This is a genomic window from Streptomyces sp. PCS3-D2, assembly GCF_000612545.2.
Classification (GTDB): Bacteria; Actinomycetota; Actinomycetes; order Streptomycetales; family Streptomycetaceae; genus Streptomyces.
The window spans coordinates 4,693,482-4,719,141 of sequence record NZ_CP097800.1 but is presented as its reverse complement, the minus strand read 5'-3'; the positions used below and the strand labels follow the sequence as shown (position 1 = coordinate 4,719,141).

18 protein-coding genes and 1 other RNA gene are annotated in these 25,660 nt (G+C 73.3%); 9 read left to right on the top strand and 10 right to left on the bottom strand.

Translation table 11 applies throughout. From position 1 onward, the window contains the following. Positions 1-43 precede the first annotated feature (43 nt). Positions 44-1,411 (bottom strand): MFS transporter, encoded by a 1,368-nt coding sequence (locus tag AW27_RS20735; protein WP_037923264.1) that lies wholly within the window; start codon positions 1,409-1,411, stop codon positions 44-46. A 97-nt stretch (positions 1,412-1,508) separates the two neighbouring features. Beyond that, positions 1,509-2,501, bottom strand: a complete 993-nt coding sequence (locus AW27_RS20730; protein ID WP_037923262.1) for a LysR family transcriptional regulator — start codon at positions 2,499-2,501, stop codon at positions 1,509-1,511. Between the two features lie 93 nt (positions 2,502-2,594). Here AW27_RS20730 and AW27_RS20725 point away from each other — a divergent pair, with 93 nt between their 5' ends. Beyond that, positions 2,595-3,926, top strand: a complete 1,332-nt coding sequence (locus AW27_RS20725) for an MFS transporter (RefSeq protein ID WP_052030961.1) — start codon at positions 2,595-2,597, stop codon at positions 3,924-3,926. Positions 3,927-3,975: 49 nt separating this feature from the next. Beyond that, positions 3,976-5,157 carry an SH3 domain-containing protein gene (locus AW27_RS20720; protein WP_157840266.1) on the top strand — a complete coding sequence of 394 codons (1,182 nt, stop codon included), beginning with the start codon at positions 3,976-3,978 and terminating at the stop codon, positions 5,155-5,157. A gap of 426 nt (positions 5,158-5,583) precedes the next feature. On the opposite strand, the gene ssrA is transcribed toward AW27_RS20720, so the two are convergent. From ssrA to ftsE, 5 genes are all read right to left on the bottom strand, one after another. Continuing rightward, positions 5,584-5,972, bottom strand: a transfer-messenger RNA (tmRNA) gene (gene ssrA, locus AW27_RS20715). A gap of 82 nt (positions 5,973-6,054) precedes the next feature. Continuing rightward, positions 6,055-6,540: an SsrA-binding protein SmpB gene (gene smpB, locus AW27_RS20710; protein ID WP_037923261.1), complete on the bottom strand. Its 486-nt coding sequence runs from the start codon at positions 6,538-6,540 to the stop codon at positions 6,055-6,057. An 18-nt stretch (positions 6,541-6,558) separates the two neighbouring features. Beyond that, complete coding sequence (locus AW27_RS20705; RefSeq protein WP_037923258.1) at positions 6,559-7,737, bottom strand: S41 family peptidase; 1,179 nt, start codon at positions 7,735-7,737, stop codon at positions 6,559-6,561. Positions 7,738-7,804: 67 nt separating this feature from the next. Continuing rightward, the gene (gene ftsX, locus AW27_RS20700) at positions 7,805-8,755 is read right to left on the bottom strand and encodes a permease-like cell division protein FtsX (protein ID WP_037923256.1); all 951 of its coding nucleotides are present in this window, start codon (positions 8,753-8,755) and stop codon (positions 7,805-7,807) included. 15 nt (positions 8,756-8,770) lie between these two features. Then, positions 8,771-9,460 (bottom strand): cell division ATP-binding protein FtsE, encoded by a 690-nt coding sequence (gene ftsE / locus AW27_RS20695; RefSeq protein WP_030011324.1) that lies wholly within the window; start codon positions 9,458-9,460, stop codon positions 8,771-8,773. Between the two features lie 238 nt (positions 9,461-9,698). On the opposite strand from ftsE, the gene AW27_RS20690 reads away from it, so the two are divergent. Beyond that, entirely contained in the window at positions 9,699-9,890 is a 192-nt protein-coding gene (locus tag AW27_RS20690; RefSeq protein ID WP_037923252.1) for a hypothetical protein, read from the top strand. 131 nt (positions 9,891-10,021) lie between these two features. Here AW27_RS20690 and prfB read toward each other — a convergent pair whose 3' ends face one another. Then, positions 10,022-11,131: a peptide chain release factor 2 gene (gene prfB / locus AW27_RS20685; RefSeq protein WP_037923250.1), complete on the bottom strand. Its 1,110-nt coding sequence runs from the start codon at positions 11,129-11,131 to the stop codon at positions 10,022-10,024. Positions 11,132-11,446: 315 nt separating this feature from the next. Here prfB and AW27_RS20680 point away from each other — a divergent pair, with 315 nt between their 5' ends. Continuing rightward, on the top strand, positions 11,447-12,448 hold the full coding sequence (locus tag AW27_RS20680) for an isopenicillin N synthase family dioxygenase (RefSeq protein WP_037923247.1): 1,002 nt from the start codon (positions 11,447-11,449) through the stop codon (positions 12,446-12,448). Between the two features lie 156 nt (positions 12,449-12,604). On the opposite strand, the gene AW27_RS20675 is transcribed toward AW27_RS20680, so the two are convergent. Both AW27_RS20675 and AW27_RS20670 read right to left on the bottom strand, forming a co-directional pair. Beyond that, positions 12,605-13,855 (bottom strand): serine/threonine-protein kinase, encoded by a 1,251-nt coding sequence (locus tag AW27_RS20675; RefSeq protein WP_037923245.1) that lies wholly within the window; start codon positions 13,853-13,855, stop codon positions 12,605-12,607. A 158-nt stretch (positions 13,856-14,013) separates the two neighbouring features. Further along, the gene (locus tag AW27_RS20670; protein ID WP_037923244.1) at positions 14,014-15,810 is read right to left on the bottom strand and encodes a serine/threonine-protein kinase; all 1,797 of its coding nucleotides are present in this window, start codon (positions 15,808-15,810) and stop codon (positions 14,014-14,016) included. Between the two features lie 433 nt (positions 15,811-16,243). On the opposite strand from AW27_RS20670, the gene AW27_RS20665 reads away from it, so the two are divergent. From AW27_RS20665 to AW27_RS20645, 5 genes are all read left to right on the top strand, one after another. Continuing rightward, positions 16,244-19,342 carry an FHA domain-containing protein gene (locus AW27_RS20665; RefSeq protein WP_037923243.1) on the top strand — a complete coding sequence of 1,033 codons (3,099 nt, stop codon included), beginning with the start codon at positions 16,244-16,246 and terminating at the stop codon, positions 19,340-19,342. Positions 19,343-19,622: 280 nt separating this feature from the next. After that, entirely contained in the window at positions 19,623-20,981 is a 1,359-nt protein-coding gene (locus AW27_RS20660) for an ABC transporter substrate-binding protein (RefSeq protein ID WP_052030807.1), read from the top strand. Positions 20,982-20,985: 4 nt separating this feature from the next. Next, a complete protein-coding gene (locus tag AW27_RS20655; RefSeq protein WP_078556616.1) occupies positions 20,986-22,302 on the top strand; it encodes a carbohydrate ABC transporter permease in 1,317 nt (438 codons plus the stop codon). Further along, entirely contained in the window at positions 22,299-23,237 is a 939-nt protein-coding gene (locus AW27_RS20650) for a carbohydrate ABC transporter permease (protein WP_037923242.1), read from the top strand. The genes AW27_RS20655 and AW27_RS20650 overlap by 4 nt, the downstream gene beginning before the upstream one ends. Positions 23,238-23,357: 120 nt before the next feature. Further along, positions 23,358-25,616: a bifunctional glycosyltransferase/CDP-glycerol:glycerophosphate glycerophosphotransferase gene (locus tag AW27_RS20645; RefSeq protein WP_037923241.1), complete on the top strand. Its 2,259-nt coding sequence runs from the start codon at positions 23,358-23,360 to the stop codon at positions 25,614-25,616. Positions 25,617-25,660 lie beyond the last annotated feature (44 nt).

The window sequence follows — 25,660 nt, the reverse complement described above, 5'->3', positions numbered from 1 at the left end:
CAACTCGGCGTGTCGGACTCGGTTCACCCGCATTTCGCCCCGGTTACACCGACGTGAGCTGGGGTTTCACCGGAGCCTCGGCCGTGTGGACCACCGGGGCCGCCGGGCGGCGAAGGTATACCGCCCACGTCACCGCGCAGCACACCGCGTAGAAGCCGAGGAAGGTGGCGAAGGCGGTCGTCCCGGACCCGGAGGAGCGGAACGCCTCCCGGAAGACCAGGTTGATGCCCAGGCCGCCGAGCCCGCCGACGGCGCCGATCAGCCCCATGGAGGCCCCGGAGAGCCGCCGTCCGTACGCCGCCGCGCTCTCGCCGCTCATCCCGCGCGCCAGCGCCTTCGCCTGGAAGATGCCGGGGATCATCTTGTACGTCGAGCCGTTGCCGAGTCCGCTCAGGACGAACAGGGCCACGAACCCGACGAGGAAGACCGGCAGCGAGGACCGTTGCGAGGCGAACACGACGACTCCGGTCGCCGCGGCCATCGCGACGAACGTGGCCAGGGTGATCCGCGCCCCGCCGAACCGGTCCGCCAGCGCGCCGCCCACCGGCCGGACCAGCGAGCCCAGCAGCGGTCCGATGAAGGTCAGCGAGGCGGCCTGGAGCGGGGTTCGCCCGAACTGGGTCTGCAGGACCAGCCCGAAGGCGAAGCTGTAGCCGATGAAGGACCCGAAGGTCCCGATGTAGAGGAAGGACATGATCCAGGTGTGCCGGTCCTTCAGGACCTCGCGCACCGCGCCGGTGTCGTTGCGCACGGGCGCCAGGTTGTCCATCCGTACGGCCGCCAGCAGCGCGGCGATCACGATCAGCGGGATGTAGGCGCCCAGCAACAGCCGCGGGTGGCCGGCCCCGGCGGTGGCGATGACGAGCAGGCCGGCCAGCTGGACGACGGGCACGCCGATGTTGCCGCCGCCCGCGTTCAGGCCGAGCGCCCAGCCCTTCTTCCGCATCGGGAAGAAGGCGTTGATGTTGGTCATGGAGGAGGCGAAGTTGCCGCCGCCGACACCGGTGAGGGCGGCGACGATCAGGAAGGTCCCGTACGAGGTCCCCGGCTCCATCACCGCGATCGCGGCGACCGTCGGCACGAGCAGCAGCAGCGCGCTGAAGACGGTCCAGTTCCGGCCGCCGAAGCGGGCGACGGCGAAGGTGTACGGCACGCGCACGACCGCGCCCACGAAGGTCCCCGTCGCGATCAGGAAGAACTTCCCGGCCGGGTCGACGCCGTACTGGGGGCCCATGAAGAGGACCATCACGGACCAGAGGGACCAGATGGAGAATCCGATGTGCTCGGAGAGGACGGAGTACAGCAGGTTGCGGCGGGCGATCCGCTCCCCGGTCTCCTTCCAGAAGGTCTCGTCTTCGGGGTCCCACTGTTCGATCCAGCGGCCCCGCTTGCGCGGTGCGGTTCCGGTCATCACACGCCTCCACAGCTGTCGCGTCCGTGGGAACGACCGTAGGAAGGGCTCGTTTCGGCCCCGGTCCCCGCCGGATGACCGCCGGGAAACCTTGCTCTCACCCGCCGCCCGTGCCGTGTGTGAGCGGGGCGGGCAGCCAGCTCCCGGCCGGTGGCTCCAGCCAGCCCCGCTCGGCCGCCAGCCCGGCGGTCGCGGCGTGCAGGGCGTCCAGCCCGGGGTGGCCGAAACCCTTGCGCCACACCATCGACAGCGGCGACAGCGGCACCGGATCGGTCAGCGGCAGCTTCACGCACCCCGGCATCTCCAGGAAGCCCACGGTCGCCAGCACCGGGTTGCCGGTCTTGACCATGACCCGGCGGAACTCGTCCATGCCCATCGCGACCGGCGCCGGCGGCGCCACCAGGATCCCCCGCCCGGCGAACAGCTCGCGCGCCAGCCCCGTCCACTCCAGCGTCCGGGGGTTGCCGGCGCCCGCGTACACGGTCTCCCCGGCCAGCGCGTCCAGCGGTACGGACTCCCCCGCGGCCAGAGGGTGGCCCTCGGGCAGCAGCACGGCGAGCGGCTCGTACCGTACCGGCCGCCGGGCGAGCGGCGCCCGCAGTGCGGGGTCGAGCCCGTCGGCGTATCCGAAGGCGACGTCGAGCCGGCCGGCCGCGACCTCGGCGGCGGCATGGGTGAGCCCGCTCTCGAAGCGGGCCATCAGCTCGCAGTCCGGGGCGATTTCGCGGGCCCGTTCGAGCACGGTGCGCGCGGTGCCGGGCCCGTCGGTGTTCAGGTCCACGAGGAGCGGGCGGGGTGCCGCGCCGGATGTGGTCCCGGTGCCGGGCGCGAAGGCGCCCGCCAGCTCCTCGTGGGCACCCAGCACACGCCGGGCCAGGGGCAGCAGGCGGTGCCCGTCGGCGGTCAGTTCGACGGCGCGGGTGGTGCGCAGGAACAGCGTGGCCGCCAAGGTCTGTTCGAGGCGCCGAATGTCCCTGCTGAGCGCCTGCTGGGCGACGTACAGGCGGGCGGCGGCACGGGTGAAGTGCAGTTCCTCGGCGACGGCGACGAACCCGCGGAGCAGACGGGGTTCCACATCACGGGGATTCACCCCCGGAGACTAACAACGGGAACGGGTGAATGGCTTCGGAACAGGTGTTGGACGCCGCACACCGCCCCGGCCGAGGGTGGGCGCATGCCCCTCATGACCGTCACCGGCGGCACGCTCGTCATCACCGCCACCGCCCCCTCCCCCGCTGCCGCCGCTCCCTCGCCCGCCGCCGCCCCCTCGCCCGCTGCCGCCGCCCGCCGCCGGGCCGCCGGGCGGGCGCCCGGCCCCTACCGGCGGCTGTTCGCCCTGCCCGGCAGCCGCGGGTTCACCGCCGGCAACCTCCTCGCCCGCCTGCCGATGGGCATGTTCGGGGTCAGCGCGGTCATGATGATCGCCGGCCAGCGGGGCTCGTACGCGCTCGCCGGCGCGGTCACGGCGACCGGCCTGGCGGCCACGGCGGTGGTCGCACCCTGGACCGCCCGTCTGATCGACCGCCACGGCCAGGCCCGGATCGCCGTACCGGCCACCCTGATCGCGGTCCTCGGCTCGCTGGCCCTGGTCATCTGCGTCCGCACCGGCGCTCCCGCCTGGACGCTCTTCGCCTGCTACGCCGCGACCGCCACCACTCCCAACATCGGCGGCATGTCCCGCGCCCGCTGGACGCACCTGCTGCGCGACTCCCCCGCCGCCCACCACACGGCGATGTCCTTCGAGCAGGCCGCGGACGAGCTGTGCTTCATGCTCGGGCCGGTCCTGGCGGCCTTCCTGTGCGGAGCGCTCTTCCCCGAGGCGGGCACCCTCGCCGGAGCCGTGCTGCTGCTCACCGGCATGCTGGTCTTCACCGCCTGCCGCGCCACCCAGCCCCCCGTGACGGCGGCGGCGCGGCGCGGCTCCCCGCTGCGCGCACTGGGTCCGCTGCTGCCGCTCTTCCTCGTCACGGGCGTGGTGTTCGGCTCGATGGAGGTCGCCTCGATCGCCTACCTCGACGTCCGGGGGCTGGGCGCCGCCTCCGGCCTGGTCCTGGCCTTCCAGGCGGCGGGCTCCTGTGCGGCGGGCCTGCTCTACGGCACCGTGCGCGCCCGCTCGTTGAAGGCGTGTGTGTGCGCCCTGGCCGTCCTGATGACCCTCCCGTGGGCCGCCGCGGCCTCCGGCTCGGTGACCGCGCTGGCCGGCGCGCTCCTGCTGGCCGGCATGGCCACGGCCCCGACGATGGTGACGGCGATGTCGCAGGTTCACGCCCGCACCCCTGGCGGACGGCTGAACGAGGGCCTGACCCTGGCGGTCACCGCCATCCTCACGGGCATCGCGGTCGGCGCGGCGAGCGCCGGGCAGGTCGTGGAGGGCGCGGGCCCGACCGCCGCCTACGCGGTGCCGGCGACGGCCGCGCTGATCGCCCTGGCGATCGCCTTGTCGGGCCGATCGATCCGGCGCCCGAGTGACCGTTCCCGCGTGGTACGCACGACCTCCGCCCAAGATCCGCAATAACTGGTGGTGCCTTCCCCCCAGCGCCCTTCCCTTTGCGGAGGAACTACCCGTGCCTGCTTCCCGTTCCGTGCCCGCGGCCCTGTTCGTCGCTGCCGTCACCGCCGCCTGCCTGGCACCGGCCGTGCCGGCCGCCGCCGACTCGTCCGACATCCGGTTCTTCCAGCCGTACGTACCCTCGATCGCCCCCGGCGGGACGGGCCGCGTCGTCATCGCGGCCGCCAACGGGGCCGACCGGGCCGTCAGCAGCACCTTCCGGATCGTCGCGCCGGACCGTACGAGCTTCCCCGAGGCCCGCTTCTACTGGGACGGGCAGCGTTCCTCGGTCCCGTGCACGCGCTCGGCGGACGCCCGTCAGCTGATGTGCGACGCCGGGAGCCGCGCCGGCTTCGTCTTCCCGTCGAACGAGCAGACCCGGCTGGGCGTCGACCTGCGGGTGGACGCGGACGCCCCACAGGGCACCACCCTGCACGGCGGCGAGTGGTCGACCGACGGTGCGGCGCCGGCGCTGTTCGCCGTCGCCACCCCGGTGACCGGCCCCAAGGGAGACAAGGGGGACCGGGGAGACGACGGCAAGCCTGGCCACCACGGCAAGCCCGGGCGCCCCGGCCCCAAGGGCGAGAAGGGCGAGAAGGGAGACCAGGGCGAGAAGGGGGACAAGGGAGACCGCGGCGAGAAGGGCGACAAGGGGGAAAGGGGCGAGATCGGCAGGCCGGGCCACACGGGGCCCCGCGGCCCGCAGGGCGAGCCCGGACCCGCCGGCGGCCCGAAGGGAGACAAGGGCGACAAGGGCGAGAAGGGAGACAGGGGCGACCGCGGCGAGAAGGGGGACAAGGGCAACAGGGGCGAGACCGGCAGGCCGGGCCCGCGCGGCCCGCAGGGCCCCAAGGGCCACCCCGGCAAGCCCGGCCCGGTCGGACCGCAGGGCCCCAAGGGTCCGAAGGGCGACATGGGCAAGCCCGGGAAGCCCGGCGACTGCAAGTGCGGCGGCGGCCACCACGAGCACCCCAAGGCCAAGATCGTCAGCCCCGGCAAGGGACTGGGCGTCCGCTCCGGCCCCGGCACCCACTACAAGAAGCACGGCAAGATCCCGACCGGCACGGTGGTCAAGCTCCAGTGCAAGGTCAACGGCCAGAACATCGACGGGAACGCGATCTGGTACAAGCTCGCCGACGGCTCCGGCTGGATCTCCGCCCGCTACGCCCTGAACCTCAACAAGGTCCCGTTCTGCTGACCCCCGCCACCGCCTGACACAGCCCCCCGGCCCGCCGGCCGGGGGGCTGTTGGCCCATCGGCCGCCGGAAGCGGTCGCCGGCACGGGATGAGGGGAGAGGGCGGGAATCGACCCCGCCCACAAGCCCTGCCTCCAGCAGGGCGGGCAGGGCGGGCCGTTGATCGTCGTGGACTCCTCCGCCCTGGTCCTGTTCCTCACGGACAGGGGCTCCAGGGCGCAGCTGCCCGCCGGCGCATCGACGCCACGTACGTCGCCCTCGCCGAGACACGGGGCGTCCCCCTGCTGACGGCGGACGCGCGCATCGAACGAGGCGTTCGGAAACCGCGGTGCCCCGTCGAGGTCATCGCCGCCGACAGCGACCAGCCTGCGCATGACGAAGGCCCCGCCCCCAGGAACCGGGGTGCGGGGCCTTCGCCCACATGGGATGAGTGGAGATGGCGGGAATCGAACCCGCGTCCAACGGTGCAGAAGCAGGGCTTCTCCGAGCGCAGTCCGCTGCGCTTTTCTCGGCCCCGGAGATCACACGGACAAGTCTCCGACGGGCTCAGTCACTGTTTGATTTCCCTCCAACCCCCGTGACCGGGGCTAGAGGTTTAGATCCCTTGTTGACGCCAGGATCCGGACCGGGACCACTTCCGGGCTGACGCTCCTCACAGAGGCTTCAGCTCACTGTTATTAGGCAGCGAGGGTGAAGCGGGAGTTATCGCTCTTGGAGTTGGCGATTATTTTTTGCGACATGTGGTTAGCGAGATCATTGCCGCTTCCTCGGCTCGCTTCCCCTGCATCGACATCCGCTGTCGAAACCGATCATCCCCATGTTTTTTTAACAATGTGCTCCACCCCGGGGGGCGGTGCTGACGTCATGGTACGCGAAGTGGACCACCGCGTGCCAGGTGATTACACCGTGCCCCGCTGCTTGCGACGGATGGCTGAGATCACCCGGTTCGTCTCGCGGGTGTCCTGCTTCTCCCGCATCGTCTGCCGCTTGTCGTACTCCTTCTTGCCCCTCGCCAGGGCGATCTCGACCTTGGCTCGGCCGTCCTTGAAGTACAGGGCGAGGGGCACGATCGTGTGGCCCGACTCGTCCGCCTTGCGCTCCAGCTTGTCGATCTCCTCGCGGTGCATGAGGAGCTTGCGCTTGCGCCGGGCGCTGTGGTTGGTCCAGGTGCCCTGGCTGTACTCCGGCACGTGCACGTTGTAGAGCCAGGCCTCCCTGCTCTCCACCGACACGAAGCCGTCGACCAGCGAGGCCCGTCCCTGGCGCAGGGACTTGACCTCGGTACCGGTGAGCACCAGTCCGCACTCGTAGGTGTCGAGGATCGCGTAGTCGTGCCGCGCCTTCTTGTTCTGGGCGATCAGCTTGCGCCCTTTTTCCTTAGCCATAGTGCGGTCATTTTCGCACTACGGACCCACCCCGAGGCCACCCAATACCGTGACGGCCCGCTCCTCGGCCCGCTCGCCGGCCGGCACGTCCGGGGTGATGCCGCCGCCGTCGAGGCTGCGGCCGGCCGGAGTGCGGTACGTGCCCACCGTCAGCTCGGCCACCGAGCCGTCGGGGAGCTCGGTCGGCATCTGCACGGCGCCCTTGCCGAAGGTCCGGCTGCCCACCGCCACCGCCCGCCCCCGATCCTGGAGCGCGCCCGTGACCAGCTCGGCGGCGCTCATCGTGCCGCCGTCGACGAGGGTCACCAGCGGCCGGGTCGTGTCCCCGCCCGGCGCGGCGTTCAGCACGCGCTGCTCGCCCCGCACGTCGTAGGTCGCGACGAGCCCGCCGTCCAGGAAGGCGGAGGCGGCCGTGACGGCCTCGGCGACCAGCCCGCCGCGGTTGCCGCGCAGGTCGAGCATGACGCCACCGCCGGCCGGGGCCGCCCGGACGGCCGCCCTGACCCGCTCCCCCGAGCCGCGGGTGAAGGAGGTCACCTTGATGACGGTGACGTCGCCGGCGAGCTGCCGGACGGTCACCGGCTCGGTACTCAGCCGCTCGCGCAGGACGGTCTCGGTGAGGTCGGCGCCGTTCCTGCTCAGGTTGAGCACGACGGGGGTGCCTGCGGTACCCCGCAGCAGGGCGACCACGTCGGCCACGGCCAGGCCGGTCACAGCGTGCCCGTCGACGCTGAGCAGCCGGTCCCCGGCGCGCAGCCCGGCCCGCGCGGCCGGGCTGCCGGACTGGACCTCGTCGACCGTGATCATGCCGTCCCGGGCGCGCACGGCCCAGACCCCGACGCCGGTCCAGTGCCCGTCCAGGTCTTCGGCGAAGGCGGCGTACTCGCCCCGGTCGTAGACGGTGCCCCAGCGGTCGCCGCTGCGGCTGACCACCTCCTGCGCGGCCTTCTTGCCCGACTTGCCCTCGGCGACGGCCTCGGCGGCGGCACGGGCGACTGCCTCGCGGTCGGCCGTGCCCTCCGCGCGCCGGGCACCGGGCACCGGTGCGTCCGCCGGCGCGGCGGCCGCCGCCCCGTCGTCGCGGTCCCAGCAGCCGGTCAACGCGCCGACGGCGACGACGGCGACGAAGGTTAACGTCAGAACGGCCCCGCGACGTGGGTCGCGGGGCCGGAGACGGAAGGCGGGCAGACCCGGCATGGCGCCGAGTCTAGGACAAGCCCCGCGCCGGTACGGATGGTCGGCCGGACCGCCTGCGGGGCGCTTGTCACACCTTCAGGTACTTGCGCAGAGCGATGAAGGCGGCCATGGAGGGCATCAGGAGGCCGATGAAGAGCACGTACGGAAGCTTGGCCAGCACCGATCCCCAGCCCATGAAGTCGATGAGCTGGATCTTGTCCCGCAGGCCGACACCGTGGTCGATCACGAAGTACTGGCCGGAGACGAGCATGACGCAGGCGAAGAAGGCGCCGATGAGCCCGGCGACGGCGGCCTCCATGATGAAGGGGACCTGGATGTAGAAGCTGGAGGCCCCGACCAGGCGCATGATCCCGGTCTCCCGCCGGCGGCTGAACGCCGAGACGCGCACGGTGTTGACGATCAGCAGCAGCGCCACGATCAGCATGATCGCCATGATGCCGATGGCCGCCATGTTGAGGTAGTTGAGGATCCTGAAGAGGTCGTCGATCGCCTGGCGCTGGTCGTCGACGGTGTGGATGCCGTCACGGCCCGCGAAGGCGGAGGTGACCACCTTGTACTTCTCCGGGTTCTTGAGCTTGACCCGGAAGGACTCCTGCATCTGGTCGGGGGTGATGGAGGAGGCCAGGGCCGTGTGCCCGTACTGCTCCTGGTAGTGCTTGTACGCCTCGTCGGCCGACTCGTAGGTCACCGACTTGACCAGGGACATCGCCTTGAGCTCGGACTCGATCTGCTTCTTCTGCTCGTCGGTCACGGCGCCCTTGCGGCAGGTCGCCACGCCCCCGGCGCTGTTGGCGGCGGCCTCTCCGGCCTCCTGGGCGTCCTGCTTGTTGCAGAGGTAGATCGAGACGTTGGCCTTGTCGTACCAGTAGCCCTTCATCCTGCCCACCTGCTCGCTCATGAGCAGGGAGCCGCCGAACAGGGCCAGCGACAGGGCCACGGAGATGATGACCGCGAAGGTCATGGTGAGATTGCGGCGGAGGCCGACGCCGATCTCGGACATGACGAACTGGGCGCGCATGACTCTGGGGGCCTTTCAGTGCTGGTAGCCGTAGACGCCGCGCGACTGGTCGCGCACGAGTCGGCCCTGTTCGAGTTCGATGACGCGCTTGCGCATCTGGTCGACGATCTGCTGGTCGTGCGTCGCCATGATCACGGTCGTGCCGGTCCGGTTGATCCGGTCCAGCAGCTTCATGATCCCGACGGAGGTCTGCGGGTCGAGGTTGCCGGTGGGCTCATCCGCGATCAGCAGCGCCGGACGGTTGACGAAGGCGCGGGCGATGGCCACGCGCTGCTGCTCGCCGCCGGACAGCTCGCCGGGCATGCGCTCCTCCTTGCCGCCCAGGCCGACCAGTTCGAGGACCTGCGGGACGGCCTTGCGGATCTCGCCCCGGGGCTTGCCGATGACCTCCTGCGCGAAGGCCACGTTCTCGGCCACCGTCTTGTTGGGCAGCAGGCGGAAGTCCTGGAAGACGGTCCCCAGCTGGCGCCGCATCTGCGGGACCTTCCAGTTGGAGAGCTTGGCGAGGTCCTTGCCCAGGACGTGCACCTGGCCGTGGCTCGCCCGCTCCTCGCGCAGGATGAGCCGGAGGAACGTCGACTTGCCGGAGCCGGACGAACCGACCAGGAAGACGAACTCGCCCTTCGCGATGTCGAGGGAGACTTCTCTGAGTGCGGGACGGCTCTGCTTCGGGTAGGACTTGGAGACGCTGTCGAATCGGATCACGGGTGCACCACGGTCGCCGGGGGTAGGTGAGCGTGACCCTACGCGAACGGGCGCGAGGTGGGGACCCGGCATCCGGAGTTGTCCGCTTTATCCCTCGGTCCTGGAGGGTCCGGACCGCGATTGCCCGGACGGGCCGCGCCGAATGTCGGCAAAGCTGGCACAGTGGTAGGGGGAACGGTCCGGTTCCCCGCGCCGTTATAGGCAAGAAGGATGACCGAGGGGACGAGAGGAGGAGCGCATGACATATGACCGGCTCGTGTGCGCGAACTGCGCCGCACCCGTCAGCCAGGGCCGCTGCCCGGTGTGCCGGGCGAACCGGGAGCGCCTCCAGCAGGAGGGTCCCTTCTCCGGCCTGAACCCCGTGGCGCTCATCGCGCTCATGGTGGTCCTCGTGGCAGCTCTGGTGCTGGTGGCCCAGCAGACCGCCTAGGAGGCGCCGCCGGGCGGGTCGGCGCCGGTGCTCGTCGGTGCCCGCGCCGCGTACCGATCACATGCGGCGGAAGGGCCCGGACACCTGTGGTGTCCGGGCCCTTCCCGTGTTCCGTGCGCGCGGCGTGCGCCTTACGCGGTCTGCTCCTGCTGCTTGCGCCAGCGGATGCCCGCCTCCAGGAAGCCGTCGATCTCGCCGTCGAGGACCGCCTGCGGGTTGCCGACCTCGAACTCGGTGCGCAGGTCTTTGACCATCTGATAGGGGTGCAGGACGTAGGAGCGCATCTGGTTGCCCCAGGAGCTGCCGCCGTCCTTGAGGGCGTCCATCTTGGCCTGCTCCTCCTGGCGGCGCCGCTCCAGCAGCTTGGCCTGGAGGACGTTCATGGCGCTGGCCTTGTTCTGGATCTGCGAGCGCTCGTTCTGGCAGGAGACGACGATGCCGGTCGGGATGTGCGTGATGCGCACGGCCGAGTCGGTGGTGTTGACGCCCTGTCCGCCGGGGCCGGAGGCGCGGTAGACGTCCACGCGCAGCTCGGACTCGTCGATCTCGACGTGGTCGCTGGTCTCGACGACCGGGAGCACCTCGACGCCCGCGAAGGAGGTCTGGCGGCGGCCCTGGTTGTCGAAGGGGGAGATGCGCACCAGGCGGTGGGTGCCCTGCTCCACGGAGAGGGTGCCGTAGGCGTAGGGGGCCTTGACGACGAAGGTGGTCGACTTGATGCCGGCCTCTTCGGCGTACGAGGTCTCGTAGATCTCGGTGGAGTAGCCGTGGCGCTCGGCCCAGCGCAGGTACATGCGCTGGAGGCGCTCGGCGAAGTCGGAGGCGTCGACGCCGCCGGCCTCGGCACGGATGTTGACCAGGGCCTCGCGCTCGGCGTACTCGCCGGAGAGCAGGGTCCGGACCTCCATCTCGTCCAGCGCCTTGCGGACGGACACCAGCTCGGCCTCGGCCTCGGCGAGGGTGTCCGCGTCGTCCATCTCCTGGGCGAGCTCGAACAGCACCCCGAGGTCGTCGATGCGCCCGCGCAGGGTCTCGGTCTTCCGAACCTCGGCCTGGAGGTGCGAAAGCTTGCTCGTGATCTTCTGGGCGGCTTCCGGGTCGTCCCACAGGGACGGCGCGGCGGCCTGCTCCTCGAGCACGGCGATATCTGCCCTCAGCTTGTCGAGGTCCAGGACGGCCTCGATCGACCCCATGGTCGAGGAGAGGGACTTCAGCTCTTCGGAAACATCGACGACTGCCACGGGTCCAGCCTAGCCGGTCCGCGGGCGAGCCCGTCCGGTCAGGCCGGATCACCCGTTCTGATGAAGGCTCGCGCGGGCGTACGCTCACCGTATGACCGTTCTCCTCGTCAAGCGCCGCCATGTGGACTACATGCGCGTCACGACGGCGAGCTGTCAGCCGCCGGACCGAACCCAAGCCTGATCCGCCCCGATCCGACTTGGTCCTGTACGCGGCCCGAGCGGTCGCCGGCACCATCCCCGCCGACGGCCCCGCCCCACCCGCTGCCCCGCCACCTCTGGGGAACAGGACCCCGTGACATCCGAAACGGAGCCGTCATGCCGTCCGTGCACTCCCTCCCCGTCCTGGACCTCTCCCAGGCCGACGACCCGGCCCTGCGGGCCGCATTCCTGAAGAAGCTGCACGCAGCAGCCAGGGACACCGGTTTCCTGCACCTGACCGGGCACGGCGTGACCGCCGCCGAGAGTGCCCGCATCCTGGAGGTCACCCGGACCTTCTTCGCCCTTCCGGAGGCCGACCGGCTCGCGGTGAGCAATCTGAATTCCCCGCACTTCCGCGGGTACACCCGGATCGGGCACGAGCTGACCGGCGGGGCCTCCGACTGGCGCGACCAGCTGGACGTGGGCGCCGAGCGGCCCGCGCCGGCGGTGGGCCCGGACGACCCGCCGTACCTGTGGCTGGAGGGCCCGAACCAGTGGCCGGCGGCCCTCCCCGAGCTCCGCACGGTGGTCCTGGACTGGCAGACGCGCCTGGCGGCGGTGGCGCACCGCCTGCTCCAGGAACTCCTGGTCTCCATCGGCGCCCCGGCCGACTTCTTCGACGAGGCCTTCGCCGACCGCCCCCACCTGCACACCAAGCTGATCCGCTACCCGGGGTCCGCCCCCTCCGGCGCCGACCAGGGGGTCGGCGCGCACAAGGACTACGGCTTCCTGACCCTCCTGCTCCAGGACTCCGTGGGCGGCCTCCAGGTGGTCCGGGACGGCGGCTACGTGGACGTGCCGCCCCTGCCGGGCGCCTTCGTGGTGAACCTGGGCGAGCTGCTGGAGATCGCGACCGAGGGCTACCTGACGGCGACCGACCACCGGGTGGTCAGCCCGCCGGGTGCGGTGGAGCGGTTCTCGGTGCCGTTCTTCTACAATCCGCGGCTGGACGCGGTGGTGGAGACCGTGCCGGGCGAGTACCTGCGCGCGGCCCCCGGGGTCGCGCACGACGCGTCCAACCCGCTGCACGCCGAGTACGGCCGCAACGAACTGAAGGGCTGGGTCCGCGCTCACCCGGCCGTCGCCCGGCGCTGGCACCCCGAGCTGGTGGCCGCCTGAGCCGCGCCTGCGCCCCGTACCGGCGCGTGCCGGGGCCGGACCTTCGCGGGGAGGTCCGGCGTTCGAGGCCTGGGGCGCGGCGGAGCCCGGGGGCGCGGCGGAGCCCGGAGTGGGCCCTGCCTCCGGGCGGAGCCCCGCAGGGGCGCCGCCCCGGCGTCACGGCACCCGCGGAACGGACTGCTTGTTGTCCTGGCGGGGCTGCGGCTCATCGCCCCCGGAGAAGGCCAGCCAGCCTCCCAGACCGAGGGCCGCGGCCAGGGCCACCGCGACCGCGGACAGGGTCAGCCGCCGCTTGCGCGCGGCCTCGGCCCGGTGCCGGGCCGAGCCGGGCCGGTGCCCGCCGGCCGGGCGCGGCACCCGGGCGGTGCCCAGCGCCCCGCCGGCCAGCTCGTCCGGTCCCGGTACCCGCATCGAGGTGTGGGTGTCCCGGTTGGAGTCGGTGGCCGACCCCGGCACCAGCGGGACCACGCCGCGCCGCCGCACCGGGTCGGTGGAGGGCTCCTCCGGGACCGCCGGCTCCGGCTCCGCGTCGTCCGGCTCGTCCACGTCGAGCGGCGGCATTCCGGCCAGCATCGGCAGCAGGTCACGCAGCCGGGCCGACAGCTCCGAGGCCCGCAGGCGCGAGGCCGGGGCCTTGGCCAGGCACTGCACGACCAGCTGCCACAGCTCGTCGGGGATGCCCGGGAGCGGGACGACGGTCTCCGTCACGTGCCGGCGCAGTACCGCGCCCGGGTGGCCGCCGCCGAAGGGTGTGAACCCGGCCAGCAGCTCGTACAGGACGGTGGCCAGGGCGTATATGTCCACGGCCGCGCGCGGGGGCAGGCCCTCCACGATCTCCGGGGCGAGGTAGTCCGGAGTGCCGATGATGCGGGTCGCCGGGGCGTTGGACCTGCCCGCTGCGGCCCGCCGGGGGGAGTCGATCAGCTTCGCGACGCCGAAGTCGGTCAGCAGGGCGGGGTGCGAGCCGCCGGGGCCGAGCGCGCCCTGCATGTCGAGCAGGACGTTCTCCGGCTTGACGTCGCGGTGGACGACTCCCGCCGCGTGCGCCGCGGCCAGCGCGTCGGCCACGTCGGCGACGATCGCCACGGCCGCCTCGGGGGCCAGCCTGCGCTCGCGGTCGAGCCGCGTGCGCAGGTCCGTGCCGCGTACGAGGTCCATGACGAGGGCGAGGTCGTTGCCGTCCACGACGAGGTCGCGGACGGAGACGACGTGCGGATGCTCCAGGCCGAGCAGGGCGCTGCGCTCCTGGACGAAGCGTCCGACCAGTTCCTGGTCGGACGCGAGGTCCTCGCGCAGGAGTTTGACGGCGACGGGGCCGTCGGGCCCCTCGCCCAGCCACACCGTGCCCGCGCTGCCGCGCCCCAGGATCTGGTGCGCCGTGTACCGGCTGCCGATTTTCCGTGCCACGACTGCTCCCTCAGTGGCTGGCGTACGCCCCAAAGCTACGCGGCCCGGCGGGCTTCGAAGGCCAGCAGGGGGCCCGATTCGCGACGACCTTCACATCAGGGGGCGAAATCACGCCTTGGATGTCGACAAATCCACGAGGTCGCCGCCGGGGCCCCGCCTCAGGGGCTGCCGGAGCCGGAGGAACCCGAGGAGCCCGCCGCGTCACCGATGCCGGCGACCCAGTCCACGACGTCGGTGCCCCAGGTCCACACCTGGTCCCACCATCCCCGGCCGGTGCCGACCCACTCCTGGAGCGGGGTCAGCTCCCAGACCAGCCAGCCCGCCACGAAGAACACCAGGATCAGCACCAGGCAGCCCTTGAGGCAGCCGAGGCCGGGGATGCGCACCGGGTTGGCGCTGCGGCGGCGCGGCTCGCGCGGCTCCCGGGGGGCCGGGGGCTGCGGCGGGGCCTGCTGGGGCTGCTGCGGCTGCCGGTACTGCGGCTGCTGCGGGGGCTGCTGGTACTGCTGGGGCTGACGCTGCTGCGGCTGGTAGTGCTGCGGCGGCGGGGGCGGCGGCGCGTACTGCTGCTGTGGAGGCTGCTGCGGCTGGCGGTATTGGGGCTGCTGCGGCTGCTGATACTGCTGTTGCTGCTGCGGCGGGCCCTGTCGGTACTGCGGCGGCTGCTGGGGTCGGTGCGGCGGGGGCGCCTGGCGCTGCGGGCGGCGGCGCAGCGGGTCGTCCTGGGGGTCGAGGTACTGCATCTGCGTCTGCTCGTTGCGGTCCCGGGCGGCCCGCATCTGCGACTGCCACGGGTGCGGCGCGTCGGGCTGCTGCACTGGTGGCATGACCGAGGTCGGGTCGGCGCCGGGGCCGGCCGTCTGCCCCGGCCCCCCGGGCCGGGGAGCCCCGGTGGGCAGCACCGAGGTGGCGTCGGCGGCGCCGACCGGCGGCAGGACGCCGGTCATGGCCTCCGGGTCGTACGCGCCCGCCGGGGAGGCCGCCCCGGACGGCAGCACCTGGGTGGGGTCCGCGGCGCCCGGGGTCTCGGGGACCGGGGCCGGCGAGGGGTCGGGCGCGAGCAGGGCTCCCACCCCGAGCGCGGCCTCCACCTCGGCAGCCGTGGAGTGCACGCCGATACCGGCGGCGACCACGCGCAGGCCGCGGGCCAGGCTCACGGCGCTGGGGCGCTCGTTCGGCTCCTTGCGCAGGCAGCGCTCGATGACCGTCCACAGCGGCTCGGGCACGGTCGAGGGGCGCTGCGGCTCCTCGCTGAGGTGGCGGTGGAGCACTTCGAGCGCGGTGCCCCCGGCGAACGGCGGGCGGCCGGTGAGCAGCTCGTAGAGGAGGATGCCGGCGCCGTAGACGTCGACGGCGGAGGTCTGCGGGCGACCCTCGGCGGACTCGGGGGCGACGTAGGCCGGGGTACCGACGAACTCGTGCGTACGGGTCAGTCCCGGGGAATCCGCGAGCCGGGCGATGCCGAAGTCGGTGAGCATCGGCCGCATCTGCCCGCCGCGCTCGTCGAGCAGCACGTTGGCGGGCTTGAGGTCGCGGTGCACCACGCCGTCGGTGTGGCTGGCGGCGAGCGCGTCGGCGATCTGGGCGGTCAGCAGGCTCGCGGCGACGGGCGTGAAGGGGCCGTTCTCGCGCAGGTACCGGTGCAGGTCCGGGCCGTCGATCAGGTCCATGACCAGGGCGAGGAGGTCGCCCTCGACCACGAGGTCGCGGGTGCGGACGATGTTGGGGTGGGTCAGGCGCAGCAGGACGGAGCGCTCCCGCAGGAAGCGCATGACGATGTCGGCGTCCTGGGCCAGCTCCTCCTTGAGGACCTTGATGGCCACGGTCTCACCGGGCTGTCCCGCGACCGCCGCCTCCGCGCCGGCGGCCTCCCTCTGGCGGGCACGCCAGACAGTGCCCGTGGCGCCGCGCCCGAGCGGCTCCTCGAGCAGGTACTTGCTGCCGACTGGCCGCACGTCTCGCGCTCCCCTGCTGTCGTCTGCTGTGGTCGATCCGTCGAATGGTTTTCCGGCCCACTCTAGGGGGTGTCCCCCCGGAAGACGCCGGTCCCCGGAGGTTGGTTGCCGCACATATGTACGGAGGGTGACGTTTTCGGGGTATGCCGGAGGCGATTTTCCCCTCTTTCACCCGCTCGTGGTTCGGATTCGGCCGGACCACGGTCCGACCCGCGACAGATCAAGATCATTTATTGCCGGGTGCCGGGCGTGTTGTCCGCGACAGGTGCGAGGATGCACCCGTACGGACGGCACGGGACGGGAGCCCCGCCTTCCGGGCAGACCTGACCGGACGACGCGTCCGTGCCGGGCGGGGGGCGATCGGCACGCGTGTCGCGGGTCCCCTGCCGGGCGCACACACCGGCGCACCGCGCAGAAGGGACCGCTGACGGCGATGCAGATCCGGCTGACCGTCCTCGGGTCGCGCAGCGGCCACCAGACCGCGACCGCCCCCGCGAGCTGTGACGTGCTCGTCACCGCGCCCGCCGGCACCGCGCTGGCCGCGGTCGCCTCCGGGCTCGCGGCCACCGTCGGCGGCCCCGACACCGGGGGCACGGTCGTGCTGTACGCGGGCTCCGAGCGCCTCGACCTCCAGCGGCGGGTGCTGGGCGAGCCGCCGCTGGTGGACGGCGCGGTGCTGGCAGTGAACGCGCCGATGCCGGACGTACTGCCCGAGGACGGCCTCGGCACACCCCAGCTGCACGTCGTGGCCGGACCCGACGCGGGCGGCGTGCACCTGCTGCACGGCGGGCAGATCCGCGTCGGACGGTCCGCCGACGCCGACGTTCCGCTGGACGACCCCGACGTGTCCCGGATGCACTGCGCGGTGACGGTGATCGGCGGCGGCCGGGTCGCCGTGGCCGACCTCGGCTCCACCAACGGCACCGCCGTCGACGGCTCCCCGGTCGGGCTCCAGCCGGTCGCCCTGCCCCCCGGAGCCCTGCTGCGGGTCGGCGAGTCCACCCTGCGGCTGGCGCCCGCGAGCGCGCCCGCGCTGGCGGTGACCCCCGACCAGGAAGGCCACCTGGCGCTCGCGGCCCCCGCGAGCTCCGGCGGCTCCGGCGGCTCCGAGGGCCCCACGGGCGCCTTCCCCGACGCCCCCGGGAGCGCGGCGGGCGCCCGCGGCCCGGCCGGGCCGGAGGAGTACGACCCGCACGGGCCGCGCGGCCTGCACGCCCCGGCCACCGCCCCCCGTACGACACCGGGCGCCTCCGGGACCGCCCCGGAGACCACCGGGCCTTACGGACCGACCGGCGCGGCCGGAGCCGCCCGTCCGGACACGCCCGCCTCCCCCGGAGGCCCCGGCGCGGCCGGTCCGGACGGGGCCCGGCCCGGATCCGGCCGCCGCCGGGGCCTCGGCGCGTGGGCCCGCCGGTGGGTGCGCGGGGAGGACATCGCGGAGGACATCGCGGAGGCGGTCGTCGCAGCCGCCGCGCCGCACCCCGACGACCCGGCCGCGCTGCTGCTGGCCGCGATGGGGCCCACCGGCCGCCTGTGGTCGCGTACGTCCGGGCGGGCCGGTGGCTCCGCGCTGCTGGAGGTCGGGCTCGGCGCCGGGAACCGGCTGTCGCTGCCCGCCGTCGGCGCCCTCGGCCTGGCGGGCCCGCGGGCCCGGCTGTCCGGGGCCGCCCGCTGGGTGGTCGCACAGCTCGCGGGACTGCACGCACCGGGGCAGCTGGAGATCGTGCTGGTCTGCGCCGACCGGGTCCGCCCGCTCGCCGACCGGCGGCGCGACTGGGGCTGGCTGGGCTGGCTGCCCCACGTACGGCCCGCGCACGGCCAGGACTGCCGCCTGCTCCTCGCGTACGACCGCGACCAGGCCGCCGCCCGCACGGCGGAGCTGACCCGGCGGCTCGACGACGGTCCGCTCGGCGCGCACTGGGCGAGTACCTCTCCCGAGCAGGTCCGGGAGGCGGCCGACGCCTACGCGGGTCCGTACACGCTCCTCGTCCTCGACGGCGACCCCGGCACCGGCGCGCTGCGCGACATCACCGGCCGGCTCGCCTCGCACGGCCCGGCCGCCGGGATCCACGTGCTGGTGCTCGCCGAGGCTCCGGCCGCCACCCCCGCCTCGCCGGTCCACGACACCTACGAGGCCGCCTGCGCGGCCACCCCCGCGTTCCGGGACTGCGGCGCGGTCGCCCTGCTCAGCGGGGACGTGGCCACGGCCGTGCAGACCTTCGCGGTCCGGGGCGGCCATCCCGTTCCGTCCGGCAGCACGGCCGTCTCCGACGCCGTCTCCACCGCCTGGGCCGAGCGGTTCGCCCGGGCCCTGGCCCCCCTGCGGCCCACCGACGGCGGGGCCTGCGGACCGGGCCGTCCCACGGCCGCGACGCTGCCCGCCACGGCCCGGCTGCTGGACGAGCTGGGACTGGCCCGGGCCACCCCGGCCTCCCTGATGGCCCGCTGGGCGGCCGCCACCGACCAGGGCCAGGGCCAGGGCGGCCTCGCCGAGATCGTGCTCGGCAGCGGGCGGCGCGGCCCCGTCGGCACCGAGCTGGTCCACGACGGCCCGCACCTGATCGTGGAGGGGCCCGCCGGGAGCGGGCGGACCGAGCTCCTGCGGTCGGTGGCCGCGTCACTGGCCGCGGGCGCCCGCCCGGACCGGCTCGGGCTGGTCCTCCTCGACGGGGCGGGCGGCGAGCGCGGGGACGGGCTGCTGCCCTGCACCGAACTCCCGCACGTCTCCGCGCACCTGGTCGCCTCCGATCCGCTGCGCATGCGGGAGTTCGCCCAGGCACTGGGCGCGGAGCTCAAGCGGCGGGCCGAGCTGCTGGACGGCGTCCCCTTCGCCGAATGGCACGCGCAGCGCGAGGTGTCGGGCCGGATGGTCGCGCCCCGCCGGCCCGCCCCGGGCGAGGTCCGCGGCGACGGCGGCTCCGCACCCGCCTCGCCGGGCCCCGGCGAGGCGGTACGGACGGGGACGCTCCGGCTGCGCGCCGCGGCGACCCGTACGGAACCGGTCGGGCCGAGCCCGCTGCCCCGCCTGGTGGTGCTGGTCGACGACCTCGACGCGCTGGTCGCGCCCGGGCTGGGCAGTGCCGGCCGGCCCGCCGCCGGCTCGGTGGTGCGGGCGCTGGAGGCGGTGGCCCGTGACGGTGCCCGGCTCGGCGTGCACCTGGTCGCGAGCACCTCCCGACCGGACCGCACGGCCGACACCGGCCCGGCCCGGACGGCGGCCCTGCGGGTGGAGCTGGAAGGCCCGGACCAGCCGGGGCCCGGCCGCGGCGTGCTGCGCTTCGGGGACGGCCGCACGGTCCCCTTCCAGGCAGGCCGGGTCACCGGGCGGATCCCCCGGACGGCGACCCTGCGACCGACGGTGGTGCCGGTGGAGTGGGAGCGGATGGGCGATCCGCCGGCCCGCCGGCCGGTGCGCGAACTGGGCAACGGCCCGACCGACCTCGCGCTGCTGGCCAGCGCCCTGGACCGAGCCGCGCACCTGGTCTCGGCGATACCCGTGCTGTTCCCTCCGGCGCCCCAGGACGCCTCGTAGCGGCGCCTCCCGGTGGCACCTCCCGGTGGCACCTCCCGGTGGCACCTCCCGGCGCCATGGACCTTCGCGGCCACCGCACCGTCCGGGACACCCCTGGGCCTCTCCTGCGGTTCGCGTCGGCGGAGCCCGCAGCGCCCGCTGCCGGGCGGGACGGCCCGGCGTCGCCCGAACATGACGGCCCCGGCCGCGCGGCCGTCCCGGTGAGGCGGTATTGCGGGGTCGAGCGGGTCGGCGTAGACCTTGTGGTCCGGGACACACCACGGGCATCGGGGGCAGAACCATGCGCGAGCACGGAACAGGCCGTACGCATCTCAGGTGGGCGGCGCTGGCCGCGGCGGGCGCGCTCGCGCTGACCGCGTGCGGCAGCGACGCGGAGCGGGAATCCCCGGCGCCGCAGGGCGCCACGGCCTCGCCCGGAGTGGAGTTACCCCGGCTGGACGGCGAGGAACTCCAGGTCGCGGCGGTCTGGACGGGGCCCGAGCAGGAGAACTTCACCAAGGTCCTGAAGGAGTTCGAGAAGCGGACGGGGGCGTCGGTCACCTTCGTCCCGGCCCAGGACCCGATCGTCACCTTCCTCGGCACCAAGATCGCCGGCGGGGCTCCACCGGACGTCGCGCTGCTGCCGCAGGTCGGGGCCCTGGTCTCGGCGGTGCAGAACAAGTGGGCGCAGCCGGTGGGCCCGGAGGCGCAGGCGCAGCTCGACAAGAACTACTCGGCGGGCTGGAAGTCCCTGGGCGCGGTCGACGGCACCCAGTACGGCGTCTACTACAAGGCTGCCAACAAGTCGCTGATCTGGTACAACGCGAAGGCCTTCGAGGCGGCGGGCGTGAAGCCGCCGACGACCTGGAAGGAACTGATCACCGCGGCGGACACCCTGTCGGCGTCGGGCACCCCGGCGGTCTCGGTCGCAGGAGCGGACGGCTGGACCCTCACGGACTGGTTCGAGAACATCTACCTCTCGCAGGCCGGCCCGGAGAAGTACGACCAGCTGGCCGCGCACCGGATCAAGTGGACCGACGACAGCGTCCAGCAGGCCCTGACCACGCTCGGTGAGTTGTTCGGACGCAAGGACTTTCTGGCGGGCGGCACGAGCGGGGCACTGGCCACCGAGTTCCCGAAGTCGGTGACGCAGACCTTCACGGGCGGCGACCGGCCGGCGGCCGCGATGGTCTTCGAGGGCGACTTCGTGGCGGTCAACATCGGACAGACCGAGGCGAAGATCGGCGAGGACGCCCTGGTCTTCCCCTTCCCGGCGGTCGGCGCGAAGGCCCCCGTGGTCTCGGGCGGTGACGTCGCCGTCGCGCTGAAGCCGTCGAAGGGCGCGCAGGCGCTGCTGACGTTCCTGGCGTCGGCGGACGCGGCGCAGATCCAGGCCCGTGAGGGCGGTTTCGTCTCCCCGAACAAGGCGGTCGACCCGGCGGCGTACCCGGACGACATCCAGCGGGGCATCGCCAAGGCGCTGATCGCGGCGGGCGACGACTTCCGTTTCGACATGTCGGACCAGGCGCCGTCGGCGTTCGGCGGGACGCCGGGCGCGGGCGAGTGGAAGGCGCTCCAGGACTTCCTGGCGAACCCGTCGGACGTGGCGGGCACCCAGGCGAAACTGGAGGCGGACGCGGCCAAGGCCTACGGGAACTGATCCCGTGACGGCCCCCGCCGCGCACGGTCTGTCCACCGAGGCACGGCGCCGCCGCCTGGTGGCGGCGGCGTTCCTCCTGCCGGCCCTGGTCCTGCTCGGCGCACTCGTCGTGCAGCCCATCGGCTTCTCGCTCTACCGCAGCTTCTTCGACCGGTCCGGCGAGGTGTTCGTCGGGGGCGACAACTACCGGGAGATCCTCACCGACGACGCCATTCGCACCGCCCTGAAGAACACGGCGGTGTGGGTGGTGCTCGCACCGGCCACGGCCACCGCCCTCGGGCTGATCTTCGCAGTGCTCACCGAACGGGTGCGCTGGGGAACGGCGTTCAAGCTGCTGGTGTTCATGCCGATGGCGATCTCGATGCTGGCGGCGGGCATCATCTTCCGGCTCGTCTACGACCACGATCCCGACCGGGGCGCCGCCAACGCGGTCTGGGTCGGTGTCCACGACACCTTCGTACAGTCCTCGGCCTTCCCCAAGGCCCGGCCGGGCCGTGACTCGCCGCTGGCGGACGCGGGCGGGGGTGCCTTCGTGACCCGCGAGCCGGTGCGCGCGGGGAGCCCGGTGCTGCTGCCGCTGGTGGGCGTGGCCCCGGAGGCGCTGCCCGAGGGGACCCGTACGGCGGCCGCCCCGGCCGCGGCGGCGGGGAAGGTCACCGGCACCGTCTGGCAGGACTTCACCCGGGGCGGGGGCGGCGCGACGAACGTGATCGACCCGAGCGAGCAGGGCTTCTCCGGGATGCGGGTCGAGGCGGTCAAGGACGGCCGGGTGGTCGATTCCGCCACGGCCCGCGCCGACGGCACCTTCACCCTGTCGGCGAAGGCCGACGGGGCACTGCTGCGGCTGCCCGCGGCCAACTTCCGGGAGGCGTACGGCGGCGTGGAGTGGCTCGGCCCGACGCTGGTCACCCCGGCGGTCATCGGCGCCTACGTGTGGATGTGGGCCGGCTTCGCGATGGTGCTGATCGGGGCCGGGCTGGCCGCCGTACCGCGTGAACTGCTGGAGGCGGCGCGGGTGGACGGGGCGAACGAGTGGCAGGTGTTCCGGCGGATCACCGTCCCGCTGCTGGCGCCGCTCCTGGCGGTCGTGCTCGTCACGCTCGTCATCAACGTCATGAAGATCTTCGACCTGGTCTTCGTGATCGCGCCGGGGGCGGTCCAGGACGACGCGAACGTCCTCGCGCTCCAGCTGTACCGGACCTCCTTCGGCACCGATGCCGATCCGGGTCTGGGCAGCGCCATCGCCGTGCTACTGCTGGTGCTGGTGATCCCGGTGATGCTCGTGAACATCCGCCGCCTGCGCAAGGAGGGGGCCCGATGACCCGTACCGAGACCGACACCGACACCGGCACCGGCACGGCAGCCGGAACCCGCACCGGCGCCGGCGCGGCGCCGGCCTCGCGTTCGGCGCCGTGGGCCGGGCGGGCCGCCGGCCTGCTGGCTGGCGGGGCCGTGCGCGTCTTCCTGGTCGTGGCGGCGCTGTTCTGGCTGCTTCCCACCCTGGGGCTGCTCGTCTCCTCCCTGGTCGCCCCGGCCGACCTGAACGACGGCGGCTGGTGGCAGGTCTTCAGCGCGCCGTCGCGACTGACCGCCGGGAACTACGAGCGGCTGCTGGCCAACGAGACGATCACCTCCTCGCTGCTGAACACGTTCGTGATCGCAGTGCCGGCCACCCTGCTCGTGCTGGTCCTCGGCGCGTTCGCCGGATACGCCTTCGCCTGGCTGGAGTTCCCCGGACGGGACTGGCTCTTCCTCCTCGTCGTCGGACTGCTCGTCGTCCCCGTGCAGGTGGCGCTGATCCCGGTGTCGGAACTGTTCGGAACCATCGGGCTGTTCGAGACCACGGCGGGCGTGGTGCTCTTCCACACCGCGTTCGGGCTGCCCTTCGCCGTGTTCCTGCTGCGCAACTTCTTCGCGGAGATCCCGCGCGAACTGCTGGAGGCCGCCCGCCTCGACGGCGCCGGTGAACTGCGGCTGTTCACACGGGTGGTACTGCCGCTGGGCGGCCCGGCCATCGCCTCGCTCGGCATCTTCCAGTTCCTGTGGGTGTGGAACGACATGCTGGTGGCGCTGGTCTTCGCCGACTCAGCCAACCCGCCGATCACGGTCGCCCTCCAGCAGCAGGTACGGCAGTTCGGGAACAACATCGACGTGCTGGCGCCCGGAGCGTTCCTGTCGATGGTGGTGCCGCTCGTCGTCTTCTTCGCCTTCCAGCGGCAGTTCGTCACGGGGGTGATGGCCGGCGCGGTCAAGTAACCCCGCCCCGACTCCCGTGCGACGTCGACGCTCCGTAACCCGAATGCCACACACCGCGTAACCCGAACGCCACGCCGGGGGTTCCTGGGCGAAATGCCCGCGCCGACCCCTGGATGTGCCGTGCCCCGGTTCAGCGTCATCGTGCCCGCGTACAAGGTGCAGGCCTACCTCCAGGAGTGTCTGGACTCGGTCCTGACCCAGTCGTACCCGGACCTGGAACTGATCGCCGTCGACGACGCCTCCCCCGACGCCTGTGGTGCGCTCATCGACGAGTACGCGGCCCGCGACCCCCGGGTGACCGCGGTGCACCTGGCCCACAACCTGGGGCTGGGCCCGGCGCGGAACGCCGGGCTGGCCCGGGCCACCGGCGACTACGTGATCTTCCTCGACGGCGACGACACCCTCGCCCCGGGCGCCCTGCAGGCCGTCACCGACCGGCTGAAGGCCACCGGCTCCCCCGACGTCCTCGTCTACGACTACGCACGCGCCTACTGGTCCGGGGAACTGGTGCGCAACCGGCTCTCGCACCGGCTGTCCGAGGAGGGGCCGGCCAGCTTCCGGCTCGCCGACCGCCCCGCTCTGCTCGCCATGCTGATGGTGGTGTGGAACAAGGCGTACCGCCGCGAGTACGTCGAGCGCGAGGGCCTCGCATTCCCTCCGGGGCTCTACGAGGACGCCCCCTGGACCTATCCGGCGCTGCTGGCCGCGGAATCCGTCGCCGTCCTCGACCGGGTCTGCGTCCACTACCGTCAGCGGCGCACCGGATCGATCCTGACCACCCGCACCCCCCGCCACCTGGAGATCTTCGACCAGTACGACCGGGTCTTCGGCTACCTCGCCGGCCGGCCCGAGCTGGAGCGGTGGCGCTCCACCCTGCACCGCCGGATGGCCGAGCACTTCTGCGCCGTCCACTCCGACCCGCGTCGTCTCCCGCGTTCCGTCCGGGCCGAGTTCTTCCGCCGCGCCTCCGCCCTGCTGCGCCGCTACCGCGCCCCGGGCGACCGGAGTTCGCCGCCGCTGTCCCTGTCACGCACCGACCGGATCCGGCACGCCCTGATGCTGCTGGGCGCCCGGCGGAGCTACCGGCTGCTGTCGGTGCTGCGCTCGGCGGGGCTGGCGCTGGGCCGAGCCGCCTCGACGCTGGGGCGGGGCCTCGGGGAGTCCGCGCTGCGGCTGCACTACCGGATCCAGCGGCTGCTGCCACTGCGCCCGGAGCTCGCCGTCTTCTCCGCCTACTGGTACGGCGGTTACGCCTGCAACCCGGCGGCGATCGAGGCCAAGCTGCGCGAACTGGCGCCCCGGATGCGGACGGCGTGGATCTGCGACCCGGTGCACGCCGCGACGCTCCCGCGGGAGACGGTGGCGCTGCGGCCGGGTTCGGCGGCGTACTGGAGCGCCCTGGCCCGGGCCGGATACCTGGTCTCGAACGTCGCCTTCGACCGTGCACTGGTCAAGCGGCCCGGCCAGGTCCTGCTCCAGACACAGCACGGCACCCCGCTCAAGCGGGTCGGCCTCGACCTCCAGGACCGGCCCGCGGCCGCCCCGACCACGGACTTCGCGGGCCTGCTGCGCGGCGCGGACCAGTGGGACTACCTGCTCTCCTCGAACCGGCACTCCACGCTGGTCTGGGAGAAGGCCGTCCCGTCCTCGTACACGACCCTCGAATACGGCTATCCGCGCAACGACCTCTTCCACCGGGCGAGCCGGACGGAGGTCCTGGAGCTGCGCGAACGCCTGGGGATCCCGGCGGGCTCGACGGCCATCCTGTATGCGCCCACCCACCGCGACTACCGCCGCAGCCGGCCGGACCACCTGGACTTCGAACGGCTCCTGCGCGAGCTGGGCCCGCGCTTCACGGTGCTGGTCCGCACCCACCTGACGTACGCGGACGCCGACCACCCGTGGGAGCCCCATCCGCGCCTCGTGGACGTCTCCTCCCACCCGTCGGTGGAAGAGCTGTGCCTGGCCTCCGACGCGCTGGTCACCGACTACTCGTCCCTGATGTTCGACTACGCGGTGCTGGACCGGCCCATCGTGATCCACGCGGACGACTGGGAGGCGTACGAGGCCGCCCGGGGCACCTACTTCGACCTGCGGTCGGCCCCGCCGGGGGCGATCGCCCGCACCCAGGACGAGCTGGTGGACATCTTCACCACGGGCCACTGGCAGGGCTCGCGCTCCGCCCAGCTGCGCTCGGCCTTCCGCGCGCGCTTCTGCTCCTACGACGACGGTCACGCGGCGGAGCGGGTGGTCCGCCGGGTCTTCCTGGGCCAGCCGACCCCGTCCCCGGCGGTCACCCCCTTCCCGGACCGCCGCCCGGCCCCACCGGCCCCGGCCCCCACCGCCCCGGAGCCGGCGCTGTCCCCCGTCTGGCCGTAGGGCACGCGGACCGCCCCGGGCGGCTACCCGCGCGCGAAGAAGCC

What these genes read in the sequence shown, in the direction of transcription:
- AW27_RS20735 (WP_037923264.1), bottom strand. Translation starts at nt 1,411, where the DNA reads ATGACCGGAACCGCACCGCGCAAGCGGGGCCGCTGGATCGAACAGTGG.
- AW27_RS20725 (WP_052030961.1), top strand. Translation starts at nt 2,595, where the DNA reads ATGACCGTCACCGGCGGCACGCTCGTCATCACCGCCACCGCCCCCTCC.
- smpB (WP_037923261.1), bottom strand. Translation starts at nt 6,540, where the DNA reads ATGGCTAAGGAAAAAGGGCGCAAGCTGATCGCCCAGAACAAGAAGGCG.
- AW27_RS20705 (WP_037923258.1), bottom strand. Translation starts at nt 7,737, where the DNA reads ATGCCGGGTCTGCCCGCCTTCCGTCTCCGGCCCCGCGACCCACGTCGC.
- ftsX (WP_037923256.1), bottom strand. Translation starts at nt 8,755, where the DNA reads ATGCGCGCCCAGTTCGTCATGTCCGAGATCGGCGTCGGCCTCCGCCGC.
- AW27_RS20690 (WP_037923252.1), top strand. Translation starts at nt 9,699, where the DNA reads ATGACATATGACCGGCTCGTGTGCGCGAACTGCGCCGCACCCGTCAGC.
- AW27_RS20680 (WP_037923247.1), top strand. Translation starts at nt 11,447, where the DNA reads ATGCCGTCCGTGCACTCCCTCCCCGTCCTGGACCTCTCCCAGGCCGAC.
- AW27_RS20665 (WP_037923243.1), top strand. Translation starts at nt 16,244, where the DNA reads ATGCAGATCCGGCTGACCGTCCTCGGGTCGCGCAGCGGCCACCAGACC.
- AW27_RS20660 (WP_052030807.1), top strand. Translation starts at nt 19,623, where the DNA reads ATGCGCGAGCACGGAACAGGCCGTACGCATCTCAGGTGGGCGGCGCTG.
- AW27_RS20650 (WP_037923242.1), top strand. Translation starts at nt 22,299, where the DNA reads ATGACCCGTACCGAGACCGACACCGACACCGGCACCGGCACGGCAGCC.